This window comes from Mycolicibacter sp. MU0102 (assembly GCF_963378105.1).
GTDB classification, from domain to species: Bacteria; Actinomycetota; Actinomycetes; order Mycobacteriales; family Mycobacteriaceae; genus Mycobacterium; species Mycobacterium holstebronense.
Genome location: NZ_OY726398.1, coordinates 574111 through 593872, shown reverse-complemented (window position 1 = coordinate 593872; position 19762 = coordinate 574111). Strand labels below are relative to the sequence as shown.

The following is a 19762-nucleotide window of genomic DNA, read 5'->3' as shown; positions in this document are numbered from 1 at the left end:
CGTGCGGATGTTGATCACCGCGTTTCGTGACCTGCAGTGGCGACTGCGCCGGTTCATCGTTGCCGCCGTGGGCACTGCGATGGTGTTCGCACTGACACTGGTGCTGGCCGGGTTGACCCACGGGTTCCGGGTTGAGGCGGAGAACGTGGTCGATTCGCTGGGCATCGACGGCTACCTGATCCAGACGGCTGCGGTAGGACCGTTCATGGGCTCATCGCGGTTCCCGCAGGCCGAAGCCGGGGACGTCGCCCGGATTTCCGGCGTAGAAGCGGCGATGCCCGTGGTCTACGGCAACACCATCCTGCAGGACGGCAAGGCACCGCTGAACGTGAATATCTACGGTGTGCCCAAAGCCGCGATGCCGCCACTCACTGCGGGGCGAGCTCCGACCGAGCCCAACGAGATCGCCATGTCGACCACGCTCAAGCGTGCCGTCGGCGACGACGTCGAACTGGGCGCGGAAAAGTTGCGGATCGTCGGACTCGTAGAGAAGTCGACCACGCTGGCCGGCCAACCCAATGGTTTTCTGACCGTGGCGGGCGCTCAACGACTGATGTATTCGGGGCAGCCGGTGGCCTCCGCTATCGGCTTGCGGGGCAGCCCCGCTCGGGTGCCGGAGGGCTACCGAGTCGTCGACCGAACCGCCGCCGTCGACGATATGGTTCGCCCCTTGGCGGGTGCGCAGATGGCGCTGTCGTACATGTCGGTGCTGTTGTGGGGCGTCGCCGCACTGATCGTGGGCTCGCTGATCTACCTGTCGGCGCTGGAACGCACCCGCGACTTCGCGGTGTTCAAAGCGCTGGGCGTCACGACGTGGATGGTGCTGGCCGGACTGGCGCTGCAGGCGGTGGTCGTCGCGGTGGCCGCAGCAGTGCTCGGTGGCGTACTGGCGGTGGCGATCGGACCGCTGTTCCCGATGCTGGTGGCGGTGACCGGGTCGTCGTTCACGCTGCTGGTCCTGACCGCGGTGGGGATCGGCCTGCTGGCCAGCCTGGCGGGTCTGCGGCATGCGGTGGCCGTCGACCCGGTACTGGCGTTCGGGGGGCCGTAGCGCATGGGGGACCTGCAGATCCGTGATCTGGTCATCGAATACGCCACCGGCGGCGGGGAGCCGATCCGTCCCATCCACGGCCTGAGCCTGGACGTTCCGGCCGGGTCACTGGTGGTGGTGCTCGGTCCCAGCGGCTGCGGCAAGACCACGCTGCTGTCGTGCCTGGGCGGCATCTTGAGTCCGACGAGCGGTCAGATCCACTTCGGCGCCACCGAAGTGACCGGACTGAGCCGACGCGAGATCACCTCCTACCGACGGCGCACCGTCGGCATCGTCTTCCAGGCGTTCAATCTTGTGCCGAGCTTGACCGCCCTGGAGAACGTGATGGTGCCGATGTGGGCGGCGGGATGGACCCAGTGGTCCGCCCAGGAACGTGCCCGGGATCTGCTGTCACGGGTTGGTCTGGCCGACCGGACCCACCACCGGCCGGGGCAGCTCAGCGGCGGCCAGCAGCAGCGAGTGGCGGTGGCGCGTGCCCTGGCACTGGATCCGCCGCTGATCCTGGCTGATGAACCCACCGCGCAACTGGACTACGTCCGGGCCGGCGAAGTCGTGCAACTGCTGCGGGTGCTGGCGGCCGGTGATCGCGTCGTGGTGGTCGCGACCCACGACACCCGGATCGTTCCGCTGGCCGACATCGTCATTCAGCTGTCGCCGACCGCCGTACCGACGCGCCCGCAGCAGGCGCCGGTCCGGCTGGGGCCGGGCTCGGTACTGCTGGAGCAGGGCACCGTCGAGGACCTGATCTACGTCGTCACCGAAGGCGAGGTGGAGATCGCCCCCGACTCGGCGGGCGCCGGCGACGGGCTGCTCAAGATCGGCAAACCGGACCAGTACGCCGGCCAGCTCGGCCCCATGGTGCGGATCCCGCGCTCGGCGACGGTCCGTGCCCCTCGTGAGGCAACCGTCGTCAGTTACACGGTGGACGCGTTTCGCCAACAGTTCGGCCGCCCACCGCTTCCCGATGTTCCTAACGAACCGGCATCAACCTGATCAACACCGCGGCGTGCCGGGCCGAACCGAGCGTGCGCCACGCGATGATGCTGTACATGGCAGATTTGACCCGCCGGGCTGCTTTGCGCCTCGGGGTCGGTGCCGCGGGGGCAGCAGGCCTGTTCGGCGTGGGTGTGGGGCGGCACCCGGCCGAGTCGCGAGCGACCGGCAATACCTATCCGACCCGGGAATCCGGCTCGTTCGTGTCCGCGGCCCGCGGCGGGGTGGAGACCAACTGGATCATCGCCCGGCCGCCGGGACAGACCGCCCCCTTGCGGCCGGTGATCGCCCTGCACTGCAAGGACGGCGACGCGGCTTGGGTGATGGATCTGGGTGTGGAAGAAGAGCTGGCGAAGCTGACCGCAGCAGGCCGGCCGCCGTTCGCGGTGGTCGCCGTCGACGGCGGCAACACCTATTGGCGCCGGCATAGCTCCGGGGAGGACGCCGGTGCGATGGTGCTGGGTGAGCTGATCCCGATGCTGCCCGAGAAGGGCATCGACATCACCCGAGTCGGGTTCATGGGCTGGTCGATGGGTGGCTACGGCGCGCTGCAGCTGGCCACCCGCCTGGGTCCGTCGCGCACCGCAGGAATCTGCGCCATCAGCCCGGCGATCTACATGACCTACTTCGGCGCGCCCGCCGGCGCATTCGACAGCGTCGATGACTGGCGGACGAACTCAGTGTTCAACCTGGCGCCGCGGCTGGCCCCGTTCCCGCTGCGCGTCGACTGCGGGACCGCGGACCCCTTCGCGTACGCGACCAAGAGCTTCATCGGCCAGCTGAATCCGCCGCCGGCTGGCGGGTTCTCCCCCGGCGGACATGACGTGACCTATTGGCGCGAGCAGCTTCCGGCCGAGTTGGCCTGGCTGGATTCCTGATCTACTGGGCCTGATTCATCGGGTTCATCGGGCTGGCCGGGTTCGCCGGGTTCATCGGGTTCATCGGGCTTTCCGGGTTCGCCGGGTTCATCGGATTGGCCGGGTTGTCCGGGTTCGCCGGGTTCAGCGGACTGTTGATGTTGGCCGGATTGGTCAGGCTGTCCGGGCCGTAAGGACCGGCGTTGCAGACCGCACTCGCGTTGGCGATGCAGTCGCTGGGGCTGGGGCTGGGATTGGCCGGATCCGCACCGGCCGGCCCGGACACCGCCAGAGCAAACGTCGCCAGACCGACGCACACCGCCCCAGCCTTCACAATTACCCCAGAAGAAACGTTGCGTGCAGACATGGAGCAAACCCCCTGTTCGACTTTTTCGGACCTTACCGCGCGAAACGTCGAAGCCGCAGGCTATTGGTCACCACCAGAACCGACGAGGCCGCCATCGCCGCGCCCGCGATCATCGGGTTGAGCAGCCCGGCCGCCGCCAGCGGGATCGCCGCGATGTTGTAGCCGAACGCCCAGATCAGGTTCTGCCGGATGATCCGCAGTGTGCGTGCCGAGAGCCGCAGCGCTGTCGGAACCGTGCCGAGGTCACCGCGCACCAGCGTCACGTCGCCGGCCTCGATGGCGGCGTCGGTGCCGGTCCCCATCGCCATCCCGATATCGGCGGTGGCCAGCGCCACCGAGTCGTTGACGCCATCGCCGACCATGGCCACTCGCCGGCCCTGCGCCTGCAGCCGTTTGACCGCCTCGGCCTTGTCCGCGGGTAAGACGTTGGCGATGACGTTGGCCGGGTCGATGCCGACGTCGCCGGCCACCATGCGCGCCACCGCCGCACCATCACCGGTGAGCAGCATCGGAGTGATGCCCATGGCCTGAAGCTCCGCCACCGCGGCCGCGCTGGTGGGTCGCACGGTGTCGGTCAGGGTGATCGTCCCGCGCGCCAGCCCATCCCAGGAGACCTCGACGGCGGTCCCGGTCTCGTGCGCGGTGGCCGATCGGGTGACCTCCACCCGCACGCCGTCGACCAACCCAGTCACGCCGTGGCCGGGATGACTGGCGAACTCGGTCACCTGGCCGATCTCCAGGCCGGCGGCCTTGGCTCCGGTGACGATGGCCGCGGCGATCGGGTGCTCGGACCCCGATTCGACGGCGGCGGCTCGGGCCAGCACGGTGTCGGGGTCCTCGCCGCGGGCGGCCGCGAGACCACCGACAGCCATGACGCCGGTGGTGACCGTGCCGGTCTTGTCCAGCACGACGGTGTCGATGTCCTTGACGGCCTCCAACACCTGGGGGTTCTTGATCAGAATGCCGAGCTGCGCGCCGCGGCCGGTGCCCACCAAGATGGCGGTCGGCGTGGCCAGCCCAAGCGCGCACGGGCAGGCGATGATCAGCACCGCGACGGCCGCGGTGAACGCCGACGCGACGGATGCACCGGTCAGCAGCCAGGCGGCCAGGGTGAGCGCGGCGATCCCCAACACGGCGGGCACGAACACCGCCGAGACCCGATCGGCGAGTCGCTGGACTGACGCCTTGCCGGCCTGGGCATCGGAGACCATCGTGGCCATCCGGGCCAGCTGGGTGTCGGCGCCAACCTTGGTGGCACGGACCAGTACCAGCCCGGTGGTGTTGAGCGAACCGCCCAGCACATCGGCGCCGACTCCCACGTCGACGGGCAGCGATTCGCCGGTCATCGCGGAGGTGTCCAGGGCGGTGGTGCCGTCGATGACCACACCATCGGCGGCGACCCGCTCCCCCGGCCGGACCACGATGACATCGCCCACCCGCAGATCCGCGATCGGCACCCGGATCTCGGTCAGCACTCCGTCCTCGCGCCGCATGACCGCGGCGTCCTTGGCCCCCAGCTCCAGCAGTTCCCGCAGCGCAGCGCCCGCCGAACGTTTCGCGTGCGATTCGGCGTAGCGGCCGGCCAACAGGAAGACCGTGACGACCGCGGCCACCTCGAAATACAGATGGCCCGCACCGGTGAAGACCGCGACCGCCGACCACAGATAGGCCGCAAGGGTGCCTAGCGAAACCAGGGTGTCCATCGTGGCGGCGCGATGGATCGCGGTGCGCAACGCGGCGAGGTGGAACGGATAACCGCCCCACGCCACGATCGGGGTGGTCAGTGCGAACACCACCCACTGCCAGCCGCTGAACTGCCAGGGCATCACCATCGACAGCGCCACCACCGGCACAGCCAGCAATGCCGAGCCGACCAGCCTGGGAAGCAACCGACCGGCCGGCACTTCGGCATGCTCGGAGGCGTGCTCGTCGGCCGCCCCAACCACCGCGGCCTGATAACCGGTGCTTTCCACGGCGCGCACCAGATCCGCTGCCGAAACATTCGGATCGTGTTCGACGCGGGCCCGTTCGACCGCGAAGTTCACCGTGGCGTGCACCCCGTCGAGCGCGTTCAGGCCGCGCTCTACCCGCGCCGCGCACGACGCACAGGTCATTCCCCGCAGCTCGAGGTCGGTAGTGATCACCTCGCCGATGATACCCCCGATACCCTATACCCCAGTGGGGTATCCAGACGCTGGGGCGCGACGGGCCCGGCGCAGGCGCGCGGCGCCGACCACTGCCAGCACCCCGGCAGCCGTCGCCAACACCCACACCAACAGCAGCATGCGTGGGTGGTAGGTCACCGAGCTGGTGGCCGGTTCTCCGTCGATGACCGGGGCGACCAGCACCAGATAGCGCACCTGCAGCCAGCTCACCGCGCAGCCCACTGCCGCGACGGCGGCCAAGGCCAGCTCGACCACGGACCGGAGCATCGGGGCTGCCCTCACCAGGACGATCCGTCCTCGACATCGGTTTCAGCGGGCCCACCTGGCGGCACCGTCTCCGGAATCAGTTCGCTGAGCACGGCACGAAGCCTGCGATGATCCCGAGCCCAGGCCTGCACCGTGCGCCGCCCGGTCAGCCTCAGCCCGACACCCACCCGGCGTCGGGGCACCCCGCTCAGCTCGCCCAGCGCGCGGGATTCCTGCCACTTCTTCGGTTCCTGCTTGCCCCAGCCGGTGGGGCGCTCAGCCTCGGGGTAGATCGCCAGAATGTCGGCGACCCGCAGGGTTTCGGTGCCCTGCCGCAACGTGTCTGCCGTCAGCTCGACGGAGGTGTGGATACGCGCCGCCTTCACCTGGATGGCGAGCATCGTCGAAACCAGCACCAACAACACGGTCGGAACCAAGGGCTGAAAGCCGTAGCCGCCGGAGTTCTGGATCAGCACCAGCAGTCCCGCGGAGATCGGCCCGAACAGCACCCAATACCAGCTGGCACCGCGCTCGAAGAACAGCGGTGCGGCTTGCGGCTGGGGCTCAGACATGTCGGGTCAGCCTAACGCGGCCCGGAAGGCCCCAGCACCTGGCCGCAACGTCCGGCCGGTTTTGGCGATTCTTAAGTTACGCGTCAGTAAGCAGAGTTAGATTTCCGCCTACATACATGTTTTACACAGGTTTGCCGCGAACTTGGAGATGAAACCAGGATGATGCGTCATAGCAGCCCCGCCGCAAATCGCCTCGTGAGCAGCCACGTCGTCGGTGTTGCCGCGACCGCCGGGGCAGTCCTGACCTTCGGGCTGGCGCCACTGACCACCGCGCCCTCGGCCCAAGCCGACTTCGATGACGCGATCGACGCAGCCTTCGCGCCCTTCCTGGACGCCACCACGCAGGCCCTCGACTGGGACGCGGTGCTCTCACCGTCAGCCTGGAACACCTTTCTGGCCCCGGTGCACTGGGATACCGTTCTGGCCGAACTGAGCGGTCCGGCCCTTGCCGGTGCCGCGGTCGCCGACCCCGCCACTTGGATCCAGCAGTATCTCTACACCCCGATTCACGACGGCCTCGAAGACTGGATCAACACCGACCTCGGCCGACAGGTCACCGACCTGATAAACAGCCCCAGCCTCTTGCTCACCGGGCGACCCTTGATCGGCGACGGCGCCGACGGCACCGCCGAACACCACAACGGCGGCGACGGCGGCTGGCTGTTCGGTAATGGCGGAAACGGCTGGAATAACACCGAGTCTGGCGGCATGGGCGGAGCCGGCGGCGCAGCCGGCATGTTCGGCGACGGTGGCCGCGGCGGCGATGGCGCAGACGGCGGCCTCGGCGCCCACGGTGGCGACGGCGGCAACGGTGGTTGGTTGATGGGCTACGGCGGCGCCGGCGGCGACGCCGGCAACGGCACCTACACCGGCCCCAGGGACATGCCCGCCCTGGGCGGTGCCGGTGGTAACGCCGGAATCCTTGGCGTCCACGGCACCGTCGGCCACTACGGCGCCCTCGATGGCACCCCCGCCGTGGCGGACGGTGGGCTGTCGACAACCGGCACTTGGATCACCGACAGCGACGGGCGCGTCATCATCCTGCACGGGACCAACCAGGTGAATAAGGGCGCACCGTTCTACCCGTCCGCCCAGGGGTTCGACGACGACGATGCCGTGTTCCTGGCGGCCAACGGTGTCAACGTCGTGCGAGTCGGCGTCATCTGGGAAGCAGTGGAGCCACAACCAGGCGTCATCGACTACGACTACCTGGACTCGATCAACCAGACCGTCCAGATGCTGGCCAGCCGCGGCATCTACAGCCTGATCGACATGCACCAGGACCTCTACAGCGCCTCGCTGGGGGCCGACGGTGCGCCAGATTGGGCGACACAGACCGGCGGACTGGCCAATCCCGACTGGGGTTTCCCGTTCAGCTACCTTGGCCCGGCGCAGAACCACGCGTGGGATGCGTTCTGGTCCAACGCCAAAGCACCCGACGGTATGGGGCTTCAGAACCACTACGCGTTGATGTGGGGGCACGTCGCCAACTACTTCAAGGGCGACCCCTCCGTGCTCGGCTACGACATCATGAACGAGCCCTGGCCGGGCTCCCCGTGGCTGGCAACGATCTTCGGCAGTTCGCAGTTCGAAGCCCAGTCGTTGACCGCCTTCTACGACCAGGTCGGATCGGCCATCCGATCGGTCGACCCGCACACGCCGTTGTACATAGAGCCGAGCACGCTGGTCGGCAACCTACCGATACCCACCCATCTAGGCGCGATCGACGACGACAACACGGTGCTGTCGTTCCACGACTATTGCACCTCTACAGCGCTGTTCGGCGACACGATCTTCGGCTGCGGACTGTGGGAACAGGTCGTCATGGGCAACGCGGCGTCGTACGCCCAGGCCAACGACATGCCCGCGGTGATCACTGAGTTTGGCAACACCAGGTACATCCCTAGCCTCACCACGACTTTCGATGAGGCCAACCGTCAGGGGTTCGGCTGGATGTTCTGGAATTACGGACTCGCTCTCAACCAGAACCTGAATGATCCCCTGGTCGGCAACCAAGCCGACAACCCAGTCGTGGTTGCCCTTTCTCAGCCCTACCCACAGGCGATCGCCGGCACCCCGGAGTCATGGTCCTTTGCCGACGGCATTTTCCGGTTCAGCTACTCCACCGAAATGGCCGACGGCTCAGGCCACTTCGACGCAGGTACCCAAACCGAGATCTCGGTACCGGCACTGCAATACCCCGACGGCTACCAGGTCAGCGTCACCGGAGGACACGTCGTCTCCGCGCCAGGAGCCCCGGTCCTCGTGATCGCTTCAGACAGCGGAGCCAGCAGCACCATCACCGTCGTCGTTACGCGCGCAGGCTAGGAGGAACACGCCACCATGAAGACACGTCAGAATCATCGTGCTGCCGGATTCGCCACTGCTACAGGCGCGTTCTTGGCGTTGGGGTTGGGGCCGATGACTGTTGCTCCGGCGGCGCAGGCCGATTTCGATGACGCGATCGGCGCAGCCTTCGCACCCTTCTGGGACACCAGCACCAACACCCTCGACTGGGACGCGGTGCTCTCACCGTCAGCCTGGGACACCTTCCTAGCACCGGCCCATTGGGATACCGTCCTGGCCGAACTGAGCGGCGCCGCCCTGGCCGGCCCATCGGTCACCGACCCCAACACCGTGCTGCTGCAGTACTTCTACACCCCCATTCACACCGGCATCGAAGACTGGATCAACAGCGACCTCGGCCGACAGGTCAACTACCTCATCAACCAACCCTTCCAGGACCTGACCGGGCGTCCCCTGATCGGCGACGGCATCGACGGCACCGCCGAACACCACGACGGCACGGATGGCGGCTGGCTCTTCGGCGACGGCGGAAAAGGCTGGGACAACACCGAATCCGGCGGCACCGGCGGAGCCGGAGGCAACGCCGGCATGTTCGGCAACGGCGGGCAAGGCGGCAACGGCGCAGACGGCGGCCTCGGCGCCCACGGCGGAGACGGCGGCAACGGCGGCTGGCTGATGGGCAACGGCGGAACCGGCGGCGACGCCGGCGACGGCACCTACACCGGCCCCGGCGACCTGCCCGCCCTCGGCGGCGCCGGCGGCAACGCCAGCATGCTGCTGGGCACCCACGGCGACCACGGCCACTACGGCACCCTCGACGGCGCCCCGGCAGCCGTCGCCGGGATCACTACGGCCGGCACCTGGATCACCGACGCCGACGGTCGTGTCCTTAATCTGCACGGGTTCAATGAGGTCTACAAGATTCCGCCGTATGAGCCGTCCGCCGGCGGGTTCAGCGACGATGACGCGGCGTTCCTGGCCGCCAACGGCTTCAACTCGGTCCGGCTGGGCGTCATCTGGGCGGGAGTGGAACCACAGCCCGGCGTCATCGACTACAACTATCTGGCCTCGATCAACCAGACTGTGCAGATCCTGGCCAACCACGGCATCGTCAGCATCATCGACTTCCACCAGGACGACTTCAGCCCCGTCTTCGGCGGCGAAGGCGCACCGGAGTGGGCCACCCAGACCGGCGGGCTGCCCAACCCCGACATCGGCTTCGGCCTCAACTACCCGCTCAACCCCGCCCAGAACCATGCCTGGGACATGTTCTGGTCCAACGCCAAAGGGCCAGACGGAGTGGGCCTTTTGAACCACTACGCGCGAATGACCCAAGCCGTCGCGGACTACTTCAAAGACGACCCCCACATCGCCGGCTACGAAATCATCAACGAGCCGTGGGCCGGTTCCACCTGGCTCTCAACGATATTCGGCAACTCCTTCTACGAAGCTCAACAGCTGACCCCGTTCTACAACCAGGTCAGCGCGGCCATCCGCTCCGTCGATCCGACCACGCCGTTTATCTACGAGCCGAACACCCTGTTCAACGAAGCGGTGCCGACGCAGCTGGGTGCGGTGGACGACCCACATGGCGTCTTCGCATTCCACGACTACTGCATGTTGACCAGCATCAGTGCGGCCCTCTCACCACTGTGCCCGGATTACATCGAGCTACTGGCCGAGAACGGTGAGGCATACACGACCAAGTACGGCGTGCCCGGACTCATCTCGGAGTTCGGATCCGGGAACGGCGCTGCGGAAGCGATCATGGTCATGAACGCCGCCGACCAGCGCATGTGGGGCTGGTCGCAGTGGGCGTACAACGGAGTACCCGCCATCACCGGCACCGCCCCAGGCAATGCCCTGGTCTTCGACCCGGGCAAGCCGCCCGTCGGCGACAATGTCGATTGGTCCAGGCTGGAAGCCACGTCGGCGCCCTACGCGCAGGCCGTTGCCGGCACCCCGACCTCCTGGTCGTTCACCTCCGGCACCTTCCAGCTCAGCTACTCTACCGAGATGGCCGGCGGCACAGGACACTTCGCTGCCGGCTCCCAGACCGAAATCTCGGTACCACCGATCCAGTTCCCGGACGGCTATCAGGTGTCCGTCACCGGCGGGCATGTGGTCTCCGCCCCTGGCGCGCCGGTGCTGATCATCGCTTCGGACAGCGGCGCCACCACCGTCACCGTCACCGTGACCGGCGCTGCAGGCAGCCCACCCGCGTAGCTTGACCCCCCTAGGCAAGCCGTCCCAGCTATGCTGAGCCCCATCGAGATCAACACCCGCAAGTTGGGCTACTTCGTGGCCGTGGCCGAAGAGCTGCACTTCAGCAAGGCCGCGGAGCGCGTTCACCTTGCCCAGCAGGCCCTTAGCCGGCAAATCAAGGAGCTCGAGAGCCTGGTCGGCGCCAAGTTGCTGGAGCGCACCACCCGCAAGGTGACGTTGACACCCGCCGGTGAAGCCTTTCTTGAGGGAGCGCGCACCGCGCTCGCTGTCCTTGATGAGGCCGCATCCGCCGCCCGACGGGCCGCGCGCGGGCTGGCCGGCACACTACGGCTGGGCTACGTCCCCGGTGCCGCCCTCGAATTGACACCGTTGATCCTGGCCGAGTTCGGGGAACGCCACCCTGCCGTAGTCGTTGAGATGCAAGAGTTTCCGGTCCACGATTCATCGGCGGGCCTGGCATCAGGTGCCACTGACGTGGCATTTGTGCGGCTGCCGAAGGGCATACCCAACATCGAGACAGAGGTCTTGTTCGTCGATCCGGTCGTGGCGATGGTGGCGGGTTCGCATCACCTCGCCGGACGGGGTTCGGTGTCCGCGCGGGATCTCGTCAATGATCCGATCACCAACGGGGACACCGTGGACGAGGCCTACCGCGCGTTCTGGTGTCTGGAGGCGGCACGCGACGAGTCCACCAAGGCCCGCCTGGTTCCTATCACCTCGATCACCGAGGAAGCACAAGTGGTCGCGGCCGGGGCAGCTATCGCGGTGACCAGCGCGGTGGTCATGAACTTCATGCCGCTGCCGGGCGTGCAATTCCTGGCGATCGACGACTGGCCCGGCTCGGCTATCGCCCTGGGCTGGCACCGCGACGAGCGCTCTCCCCTGGTCGCCCAGTTTCTCGAGGTCGCGCTCGCAGTGCGGGACCGGGAGACCGAGCTCGTTCACACCATCGAGAGCCGGCCGACAACCGCCTGATTCAGCACGCCGGCGTTGTCAATGAGGCGGCGGTTTGGTGTTTCAGTTCACGACTGACGATTGCCAGGATTGGCGCAGGGAATTATTAGAATTCCTGCTCAGGGTCATGATTACCTGAGAAGTTACGTCGCCAGGGGTTTAGTTGATGACTCGTCAGCGTTCCGCTACGCGAACTCACCGGTGGAGCCAAGCCCACGCCGGACGTCGCCTAGTCCGTTTGGGTGTCAGTGGGGGCGCGTTCCTGGCGTTCGGGCTGGCACCGCTTGTCGCCCCCGCGGCCCAGGCCGACTTCGATGGCGTGATCGAAGCAGCCATCTCCCCCTTTCTGGACGACACCACCAATACCCTCGACTGGGACGCCGTGCTCTCCCCCACCGCCTGGGACACCTTCCTGGCCCCGACTCACTGGGACGGCGTGCTGGCCGAACTTGGTGCCCTCGCAGTGCCCGGAACGGCCAGCTTCGATCAGACAGACCTCGCTGACTGGGCACAGCAATACCTCTACACCCCAATGCACGCCGGTATGCAGGCCTGGATCACCAGCGACTTCGGCAAATCGGTCAACGACGCGATCAACACGGTGTTCGGCTCGCTGGTGATCGGCAACGGCGTCGACGGAACAGCAGCGATCCCCGACGGCACCGCGGGTGGATGGCTGTTCGGCGACGGCGGCGCAGGCTGGGACAGCACCGAGGTCGGCGTCGCCGGCGGTGATGGCGGCGCGGCCGGGCTCTTCGGCACCGGGGGGACGGGCGGTGACGGCGGCGCGGGCGCCATCGGTGGCCACGGCGGTGACGGCGGATGGTTGATCGGCATCGGCGGTGACGGTGGCGACGGCGGCAGCAGCGACAGTGGTGTCGGTGGCTACGGCGGTGACGGCGGTAGCGCAACCGGATGGTTCGGCACCGGCGGCGCCGGTGGCGACGCCGGCGACGGCGTGTATACCGGTGGCCGCGAACTGCCCGCCCTCGGCGGCGCCGGCGGCAACGGCAGCATGCTGCTCGGAACACACGGCGACCACGGTCACTTCGGCACCCTTGAGGGCTTGCCTCCCGGCGGCGTCGCTGACCTCGGCACCACCGGCTCCTGGATCACCGACAGCGACGGACGGGTGGTCGTCCTGCACGGATTCGGCGAGGTCAACAAGCGGGCACCGTTCTATCCCGCCGCCGACAACGAGGGGTTCAGCGACGCCGACGCGGCGCTGTTGGCCGCCAACGGCTTCAACGTGGTGCGGGTCGGCATCCTCTGGGAAGGCGTGGAGCCCCGGCCCGGCGTCATCGACTACGACTACCTCGCCGCCATCAACCAGACCATCCAGACACTGTCCAACCACGGCATCTACACCGTGCTCGACATGCACCAGGACCTCTACGCCGCCGGGCTCGGCGGCCCCATGGGCTATGGCGACGGTGCACCGGATTGGGCCGTACAAACCGGTGGAATGCCCGATCCCGACACCGGCTGGCCGTGGACATATGCGCTCAACCCGGCGGAGAACCATGTCTGGGATGCCTTCTGGCGGAACTCCGACGCACCCGACGGCATCGGTCTGCAGAACCACTACGCGCAGATGTGGCAAGCCGTTGCGCACTACTTCAAGGACGATCCCCACGTTGTCGGCTACGAGCTGATGAACGAGCCGTGGGCGGGCTCGACGTGGCTGTCGACCATCTTCGGCAATTCCTTCTTCGAAGGCCAGCAGCTGACCTCGTTCTACGACCAGGTGGCCTCGGCGATCCGATCCGTCGACTCGACCACCACGCTGTACGTCGAACCGAGCACGCTGTCGGGCAACCTGCCGATCCCGACCTACCTGGGCGAGGTGGACGACCCGAACGTCGTCTACGCATTCCACGACTACTGCACCATGACGGCCCTGTTCGGCACCGACTTCGGCTGCTCACTGTGGGAGACGATCGTGCACGGCTACGCCGACGCCTACGCGTCGAAATACGATCTCCCGGTAGCGATCACCGAGTTCGGCGCATCCACGAACACCGGCTCGATCACCGACACCATGACCGAGGCCAACCGCTATGGCTACAGCTGGATGTTCTGAGACTACACCCTGATTCGCAACCACGACCTGCACACCCCGATAACCGGCGACACCGTCGACTACGCCACCTTGACCACGCTTGCCCAGCCCTACCCGCTGGCGGTGGCCGGCACCCCGGGCGCCTGGTCGTTCGCGGACGGCACGTTCAGCTTCAGCTACTCGACCGAGATGGCCAGCGGCTCAGGACACTTCGCCGCCGGCACCCAAACCGAGATCTCGGTACCTGCACTGCAATACCCCGACGGCTACCAGGTCAGCGTCACCGGAGGACACGTCGTCTCCGCGCCGGGCGCCCCTGTCCTCGTCATCGCCTCAGACAGCGCTGCGAGCACCATCACCGTCACAGTCACCCCCGCAAACTAGGAGATACGCGTCACCATGACAGACCGCAGGAGCGGCCGGACCGTCGGATTTGCCACTGCCACAGGCGCGTTTCTGACCTTCGGGATGGCGCCACTGGCCGCCGCACCCGCGGCCCAAGCCGACTTCGACGACGCGATCGAAGCAGCCGTCGCACCCTTCCTGGACACTTCCACCAACGACCTCGACTGGGACGCGGTGCTCTCCCCCACCGCCTGGAACACCTTCTTCGCCCCCGCGCACTGGAACACCATCTTCGGTGAACTCAGCATTCCGGGTCCAGCTGCCGGCCCGGCCGCCTACGATCCGGCTGACCTGACCGCATGGATCCAGCACAACATCTACACCCCGATCCACACCGGCATCGAAGCCTGGATCCACAGCGATCTCGGCCAGCAGGTCAACAACTTCATCAATGAGCCGTTCCTCGCACTGACCGGCCGTGGCCTGATCGGCGACGGCGTCGACGGGGATCCTTTGCACGTCAACGGCACCGACGGTGGGTGGCTGTTCGGCGACGGCGGTGCCGGCTGGAACAGCACCGTGGACCACACACCAGGCGGCGACGGTGGCAGCGGCGGCTTGTTCGGCTTCGGCGGGGCCGGCGGGCACGGCGGCCTCGGTGCTTCCGGCGGTGCCGGTGGCGCGGGCGGAGTGGTGATGGGCATCGGTGGCGTCGGCGGCGACGGTGGTGACGGCGACCTCGGCTTCAATGGCGGAGCCGGCGGGGCCGGCGGCGCAGGCGGCGACGCCGCCGGCTGGCTGTTCGGCAGCGGCGGCCACGGCGGAAACGGCGGCGACGGCGCTACCGGCGGGTCCCGCGTCGTGGGTGGTCACGGCGGTGACGGCGGTAGTGCTGTCGGCCTGTTCAGCAGCGGCGGCCACGGCGGTGATGCCGGCGACGGCGTCCACAGCGGCCCACGCGATCTACCCGCCCTCGGCGGAGCCGGCGGCGGCGGAGGCCTACTCGGCGCACACGGCGACCACGGTCACTTCGGCACGCTCGACGGCGCCCCGGCCGGCGGCCTCTCCGACATCACCACCGCCGGCAGCTGGCTGGTCGACAACGACGGACGAGTCGTAGTCCTGCACGGATTCGGCGAGGTAGTGAAAGACCCGCCGTTCTACCCCGCCTCCGAGGGATTCGGCGACGCCGACGCCGCGCTGCTGGCCGCCAACGGTTTCAACGTGGTGCGGCTCGGCATCCTCTGGGCCGGAGTCGAGCCCGAACCCGGCGTCTACGACTACGAGTATCTGGACCTGATCAACCAGACCGCCCAGACGCTGTCCAACCACGGCATCCGCGTTGTCCTGGACATGCACCAGGACAACTACGGCACCACCTTCTGGGGCGATGGCGCACCGGCGTGGGCGGCCCAGGACGGCGGCCTGCCCAACCCCCACACCCCATTCCCATTCCGCTACGTCATGAGCCCCGCGGAGAACTACGCCTGGGATGCGTTCTGGACCAATGCCGACGGACCCGACGGTGTTGGGCTGCAGAACCACTACGCGCTGATGTGGCAAGTCGTTGCGAATTACTTCAAAGACGACCCCAACGTGATCGGCTACGAGCTGATGAACGAGCCGTGGCCGGGCTCAACATGGTTGTCGACGATCTTCGGCGGCTCGTTCTTCGAAGGCCAGCAGCTGACCCCGTTCTACAACCAGCTGGCCGCAGCGGTCCGCTCGGTCGATCCGGCCACGCCGCTGTACATCGAACCCAGCGTCCTGTCCGGCAACCTGCCCATCCCGACCTACCTAGGCGAGGTGGACGATCCGCGCGTCGTCTTCGCGTTCCACGATTACTGCACCACAACGGCTTTCATGGACAGCAACTTCGGCTGCTCACTGTGGGAGACGATCGTGCACGGCAACGCCGACGACTACGCATCAAGATACGACCTACCGGTGGCGATCACCGAGTACGGCGGAACCACCAACGCCGGCTCGATCGCCGACACCCTCAATGCGGCAAACAGCTACGGCTACAACTGGATGTTCTGGGACTACACCATGCTCCGGTACTGGGATCTGAACCAGCCGATGACCGAAGACAACATCAACATGGACCTGCTGACGCAACTGTCCGAGCCGTATCCGCTTGCCGTGGGCGGCACCCCGGACTCCTGGTCGTTCGCGAACGGCACCTTCGAATTCAGCTACTCCACCGAGATGGCCAGCGGCTCAGGACACTTCGCCGCCGGCACCCAAACCGAGATCTCGGTACCTGCACTGCAATACCCCGACGGCTACCAGGTCAGCGTCACCGGAGGACACGTCGTCTCCGCGCCGGGCGCCCCTGTCCTCGTCATCGCCTCGGACAGCGGGGCCACCAGCGTCACCGTCACCGTGACGGCCGCGGGAGGCAGCGGGTAACCGGCTATCGGACGAAGTAGGTGTGCGCCTCGGATCGGTGCAGTAGAACGGTGCCCGCGGCGATCAGCACCGATCCGACAATGCCGGTGACCGCCACCACCAGCGCGACCGTCGGCCTCGCATCGGCATGCCACAGCGCGCTGACCGCATTGACCACCGCGGCGATCCCTCCGCCGGTCAACACGGTGCGGGCCCAGCGATATCCGGAGCGCATCAACATCAGAAACGTCGCCACCACCACGATCACCACGATCGCCGTCAGCGCGACGATCGGGTAGGTGACCGCCGCCGCGGGGATCTCCGGGGCGGTCAGCAGGTTCACCACGTATCCGCACGTCATCAGCGGCAGGGCAGCAAGCCACAGCCAAAACGCGGTGTCGACGTCCGCGGGACGGTCCGGTGGAGCCTCGGCCGGGGGCCGCGGCCCCTCGGGCGGAGCCGTCACGCCAGCCAACCGGCCGCTTCGGCCGCCCAGTAACTCAGCACGATGTCCGCGCCGGCCCGCCGGATGCCGATCAGAGACTCCAGTGCCGCGGATCGTCCGTCGATCCAGCCGTTGGCAGCGGCCGCCGCGATCATCGCGTACTCGCCGGACACCTGATAGGCGGCGACCGGAACCGAGGACACCGCGGCGGTCGCCGCGATCACGTCCAGGTAGCCCATGGCGGGTTTGACCATGACGATGTCGGCGCCCTCAGCGAGATCGAGGGTGACCTCCCGCAGCGCCTCACGGGCGTTGCCGGGTTCCTGCTGATAGGTGCGACGGTCCCCGGCCAGCGTCGAGGCGACCGCGTCACGGAACGGGCCGTAGAACGCCGATGCGAACTTCGCCGCATAGGCCAGGATCACCACGTCGCTGTGCCCGGCGGCATCCAGTCCATCGCGGATCGCGGCCACCTGGCCGTCCATCATGCCGCTCGGACTCACCACATGGGCGCCCGAATCCGCTTGGGCAACGGCCAGTTCCACGTAGCACTTCAAGGTGGCGTCGTTGTCAACCCGACCCCGCTCGTCGAGCACCCCGCAGTGGCCGTGATCGGTGAACTCGTCCAGGCACGTGTCGGCCATCAGCACGGTGGAATCACCGAGATCGGCAGCGAGATCGCGCAAGGCGGTGTTGAGCACGCCGTCGGGAGCCGCGCCGACCGATCCTGTGCTGTCCTTGTCCGCCTCTGCCGGAACCCCGAACAACATCAGCCCGCCGACGCCGGCCGCCACCGCCTCGGCGGCCGCGGCGCGCAGCGAATCGCGGGTGTGCTGGTACACCCCGGGCATAGAAGCGATCGGCCTCGGCTCGTCGATGCCGTCGGCGACGAACATCGGCAACACCAGATGCCTGGGCTCCAGCGATGTTTGAGCCACCAGCCGGCGCAGAGCCGGAGTGGAACGCAGCCGACGGGGACGTTGGCGAGGAAATGCAGTCATCGGGCCACCGCGCTCGCCGTCACCGTTAGCGCCTGCGGCTCTTCTTACGCGGCGGCGGCAACGCACCCTCGGCCCGCAGTCGCGCAGCGTGCTCGGCCAGCGCATCGACCAGCGGACCCACCGCAGCGGTCTCCGGCTGCACGTCGACCCGCAGGCCGAATTCGGCTGCCGTCTCGGCGGTCTTGGGGCCGATACAGGCGACCAGGGTCCGGGCATGCGGCTTGCCGGCGATGCCGACGAGGTTGCGCACCGTCGAGCTGGAGGTGAAGCACACCGCGTCGAACCCACCGGTCTTGATCATCTCGCGGATGGTCGCCGGCGGCGGAGCCGCCCGCACGGTGCGGTACGCGGTGACGTCCTCGATCTCCCAGCCCCGCTCGCGCAGGCCTTCGGCCAGCGTCTCGGTGGCGATGTCCGCACGCGGCAGCAGCACTCGGTTCACCGGGTCGAAAACATCGTCGTAGGGCGGGAATTCGTCGAGCAGGCCCAGCGAGGACTGCTCACCCGACGGCACCAGCTCGGGGCTGATCCCGAACGCCCGGACACGCTCTGCGGTGGCCTCGCCGACGCAGGCGATCTTCACCCCGGAGAACGCACGCGCGTCCAGACCGAACTCGGCGAACTTCTCCCACACGGCGCGCACCGCATTGGTCGAGGTGAACACCACCCACTGGTAGCGGCCGTCCACCAAACCCTTGACGGCCCTTTCCATCTGGGCCGGGCTGCGCGGCGGCTCGACGGCGATGGTCGGAACCTCGATCGGTGAGGCGCCGTGCCCGATCAGCCGGTCGCTCATCTCCCCGGCCTGGTCCTTGGTGCGCGGCACCAGAACCGTCCAGCCATACAGTGCGCGGCTCTCCCACCAGTTCAGCTTGGCCCGGTTGCTCACCGTCTTGCCGATGGTCACCACCAGCGGCCCGGCCGAGGTCTCCTGGCCGTTGGGCAGGATGACCGGGTCGATGCTCGCCAGCGCCGACGCCTCCGTCAGGCCGCCGAGGCTGGACTCGATCGAACGCTGCGCGCAGGTGGTCCCCGAGGTGGTGACCACGCACGGCGTGCCGTCCGACAGGCCGTACTCGATCAGGGTGCGGGCCGCCTCCGGCAAGTGCGAGGTGGTGGCCTGCAAGATCAGCGGCCCCGGAGCGGCAGCCAGCGCGCCCCAATCCACGTTCGGGTCGCGGACGTCGGCCACCGTGTGCGATGAACCGAGCGGCAGACCGGCGTAGGTGGGCACCGCACTGGTGGCGGGCAGTCCCGGCACGATCTCGAACGCAACGTTGGTGCGGGCCACCGCGTTTACCTCGGTGATGACCGCGTCGATCGACAGCGGGTCACCGGCGACCAGCCGCACCACGTCCGTGCCCGAGCGTGCCTCGGCCGCCAGGATCTTGGCCACCTCGGCCGGCTCGCCCAGCGCCGGGCGGATGTCGGGGCCGCCCGGAACGGTTGCGGCAGCCTCGTCGGCAGCGTCATCGTCGGCGTCGGCGTCGGGGTGGGCCGCGTCGTCGTCGACCTTGTCCGCTTTGGGGGCCGGGGGCATCGGACCGACGATCGGAGGCAGGTCCGTGCCGACCAACGCCAGCACCGCCTCGGGCACATCCGGGTCGATAAACACCAGCGCGGCATTCGTCAGCGCCGTCCGTGCCCGCGTCGTCAGCAGACCCGGGTCGCCGGGACCCGAGCCGACGAAAACAATGCGACCCGGCTTGGGCTTCTGCCCTCGCACGCTCACTTGGCGAGCCATTTCGTACTCCCCGTCACTTCTCACTCACTTCCG

16 protein-coding genes are annotated in these 19762 nt (G+C 67.8%); 9 read left to right on the top strand and 7 right to left on the bottom strand.

What is annotated here, in order from left to right:
• Positions 1-7 precede the first annotated feature (7 nt).
• Genes RCP37_RS02755 through RCP37_RS02745 form a run of 3 tightly spaced genes read left to right on the top strand, consistent with a single transcriptional unit; the run spans position 8 to position 2922 of the window.
• Complete coding sequence (locus RCP37_RS02755) at positions 8-1051, top strand: ABC transporter permease (protein ID WP_308486910.1); 1044 nt, start codon at positions 8-10, stop codon at positions 1049-1051.
• A 3-nt stretch (positions 1052-1054) separates the two neighbouring features.
• Positions 1055-2044 (top strand): ABC transporter ATP-binding protein, encoded by a 990-nt coding sequence (locus tag RCP37_RS02750; protein ID WP_308485513.1) that lies wholly within the window; start codon positions 1055-1057, stop codon positions 2042-2044.
• A gap of 44 nt (positions 2045-2088) precedes the next feature.
• Positions 2089-2922 (top strand): alpha/beta hydrolase, encoded by an 834-nt coding sequence (locus RCP37_RS02745; protein ID WP_308485512.1) that lies wholly within the window; start codon positions 2089-2091, stop codon positions 2920-2922.
• Position 2923: 1 nt separating this feature from the next.
• Here the strand turns inward: RCP37_RS02745 and RCP37_RS02740 are convergent, their stop codons facing one another.
• Genes RCP37_RS02740 through RCP37_RS02725 form a run of 4 tightly spaced genes read right to left on the bottom strand, consistent with a single transcriptional unit; the run spans position 2924 to position 6251 of the window.
• Positions 2924-3268 carry a hypothetical protein gene (locus tag RCP37_RS02740; RefSeq protein ID WP_373693096.1) on the bottom strand — a complete coding sequence of 115 codons (345 nt, stop codon included), beginning with the start codon at positions 3266-3268 and terminating at the stop codon, positions 2924-2926.
• A 32-nt stretch (positions 3269-3300) separates the two neighbouring features.
• Positions 3301-5382: a heavy metal translocating P-type ATPase gene (locus tag RCP37_RS02735; RefSeq protein ID WP_308486908.1), complete on the bottom strand. Its 2082-nt coding sequence runs from the start codon at positions 5380-5382 to the stop codon at positions 3301-3303.
• Positions 5383-5436: 54 nt separating this feature from the next.
• Positions 5437-5700, bottom strand: a complete 264-nt coding sequence (locus RCP37_RS02730; RefSeq protein WP_308486907.1) for a hypothetical protein — start codon at positions 5698-5700, stop codon at positions 5437-5439.
• Between the two features lie 11 nt (positions 5701-5711).
• The gene (locus RCP37_RS02725; protein WP_308485511.1) at positions 5712-6251 is read right to left on the bottom strand and encodes a transport-regulating membrane protein Mce1N; all 540 of its coding nucleotides are present in this window, start codon (positions 6249-6251) and stop codon (positions 5712-5714) included.
• A 195-nt stretch (positions 6252-6446) separates the two neighbouring features.
• Between RCP37_RS02725 and RCP37_RS02720 the strand changes: the two genes are divergently transcribed.
• From RCP37_RS02720 to RCP37_RS02695, 6 genes are all read left to right on the top strand, one after another.
• Complete coding sequence (locus tag RCP37_RS02720) at positions 6447-8579, top strand: cellulase family glycosylhydrolase (RefSeq protein ID WP_308485510.1); 2133 nt, start codon at positions 6447-6449, stop codon at positions 8577-8579.
• A 15-nt stretch (positions 8580-8594) separates the two neighbouring features.
• Positions 8595-10784, top strand: a complete 2190-nt coding sequence (locus RCP37_RS02715; RefSeq protein ID WP_308485509.1) for a cellulase family glycosylhydrolase — start codon at positions 8595-8597, stop codon at positions 10782-10784.
• A 30-nt stretch (positions 10785-10814) separates the two neighbouring features.
• Complete coding sequence (locus tag RCP37_RS02710) at positions 10815-11759, top strand: LysR family transcriptional regulator (protein WP_308485508.1); 945 nt, start codon at positions 10815-10817, stop codon at positions 11757-11759.
• Between the two features lie 217 nt (positions 11760-11976).
• Positions 11977-13821, top strand: a complete 1845-nt coding sequence (locus tag RCP37_RS02705; RefSeq protein WP_308485507.1) for a glycoside hydrolase family 5 protein — start codon at positions 11977-11979, stop codon at positions 13819-13821.
• Positions 13822-13890: 69 nt separating this feature from the next.
• The gene (locus RCP37_RS02700; RefSeq protein ID WP_308485506.1) at positions 13891-14184 is read left to right on the top strand and encodes a hypothetical protein; all 294 of its coding nucleotides are present in this window, start codon (positions 13891-13893) and stop codon (positions 14182-14184) included.
• 15 nt (positions 14185-14199) lie between these two features.
• Positions 14200-16560, top strand: coding sequence for a cellulase family glycosylhydrolase (locus tag RCP37_RS02695; protein WP_308485505.1), 2361 nt, complete (start codon positions 14200-14202; stop codon positions 16558-16560).
• A gap of 4 nt (positions 16561-16564) precedes the next feature.
• Here RCP37_RS02695 and RCP37_RS02690 read toward each other — a convergent pair whose 3' ends face one another.
• From RCP37_RS02690 to RCP37_RS02680, 3 genes are read right to left on the bottom strand one after another with little or no spacing between them, the layout of a single operon-like run.
• Complete coding sequence (locus tag RCP37_RS02690) at positions 16565-17005, bottom strand: hypothetical protein (RefSeq protein ID WP_308485504.1); 441 nt, start codon at positions 17003-17005, stop codon at positions 16565-16567.
• On the bottom strand, positions 17002-17985 hold the full coding sequence (hemB, locus tag RCP37_RS02685; protein WP_308485503.1) for a porphobilinogen synthase: 984 nt from the start codon (positions 17983-17985) through the stop codon (positions 17002-17004). The genes RCP37_RS02690 and hemB overlap by 4 nt, the downstream gene beginning before the upstream one ends.
• Positions 17986-18010: 25 nt before the next feature.
• Entirely contained in the window at positions 18011-19729 is a 1719-nt protein-coding gene (locus RCP37_RS02680) for a bifunctional uroporphyrinogen-III C-methyltransferase/uroporphyrinogen-III synthase (protein WP_308485502.1), read from the bottom strand.
• Positions 19730-19762: the final 33 nt, after the last annotated feature.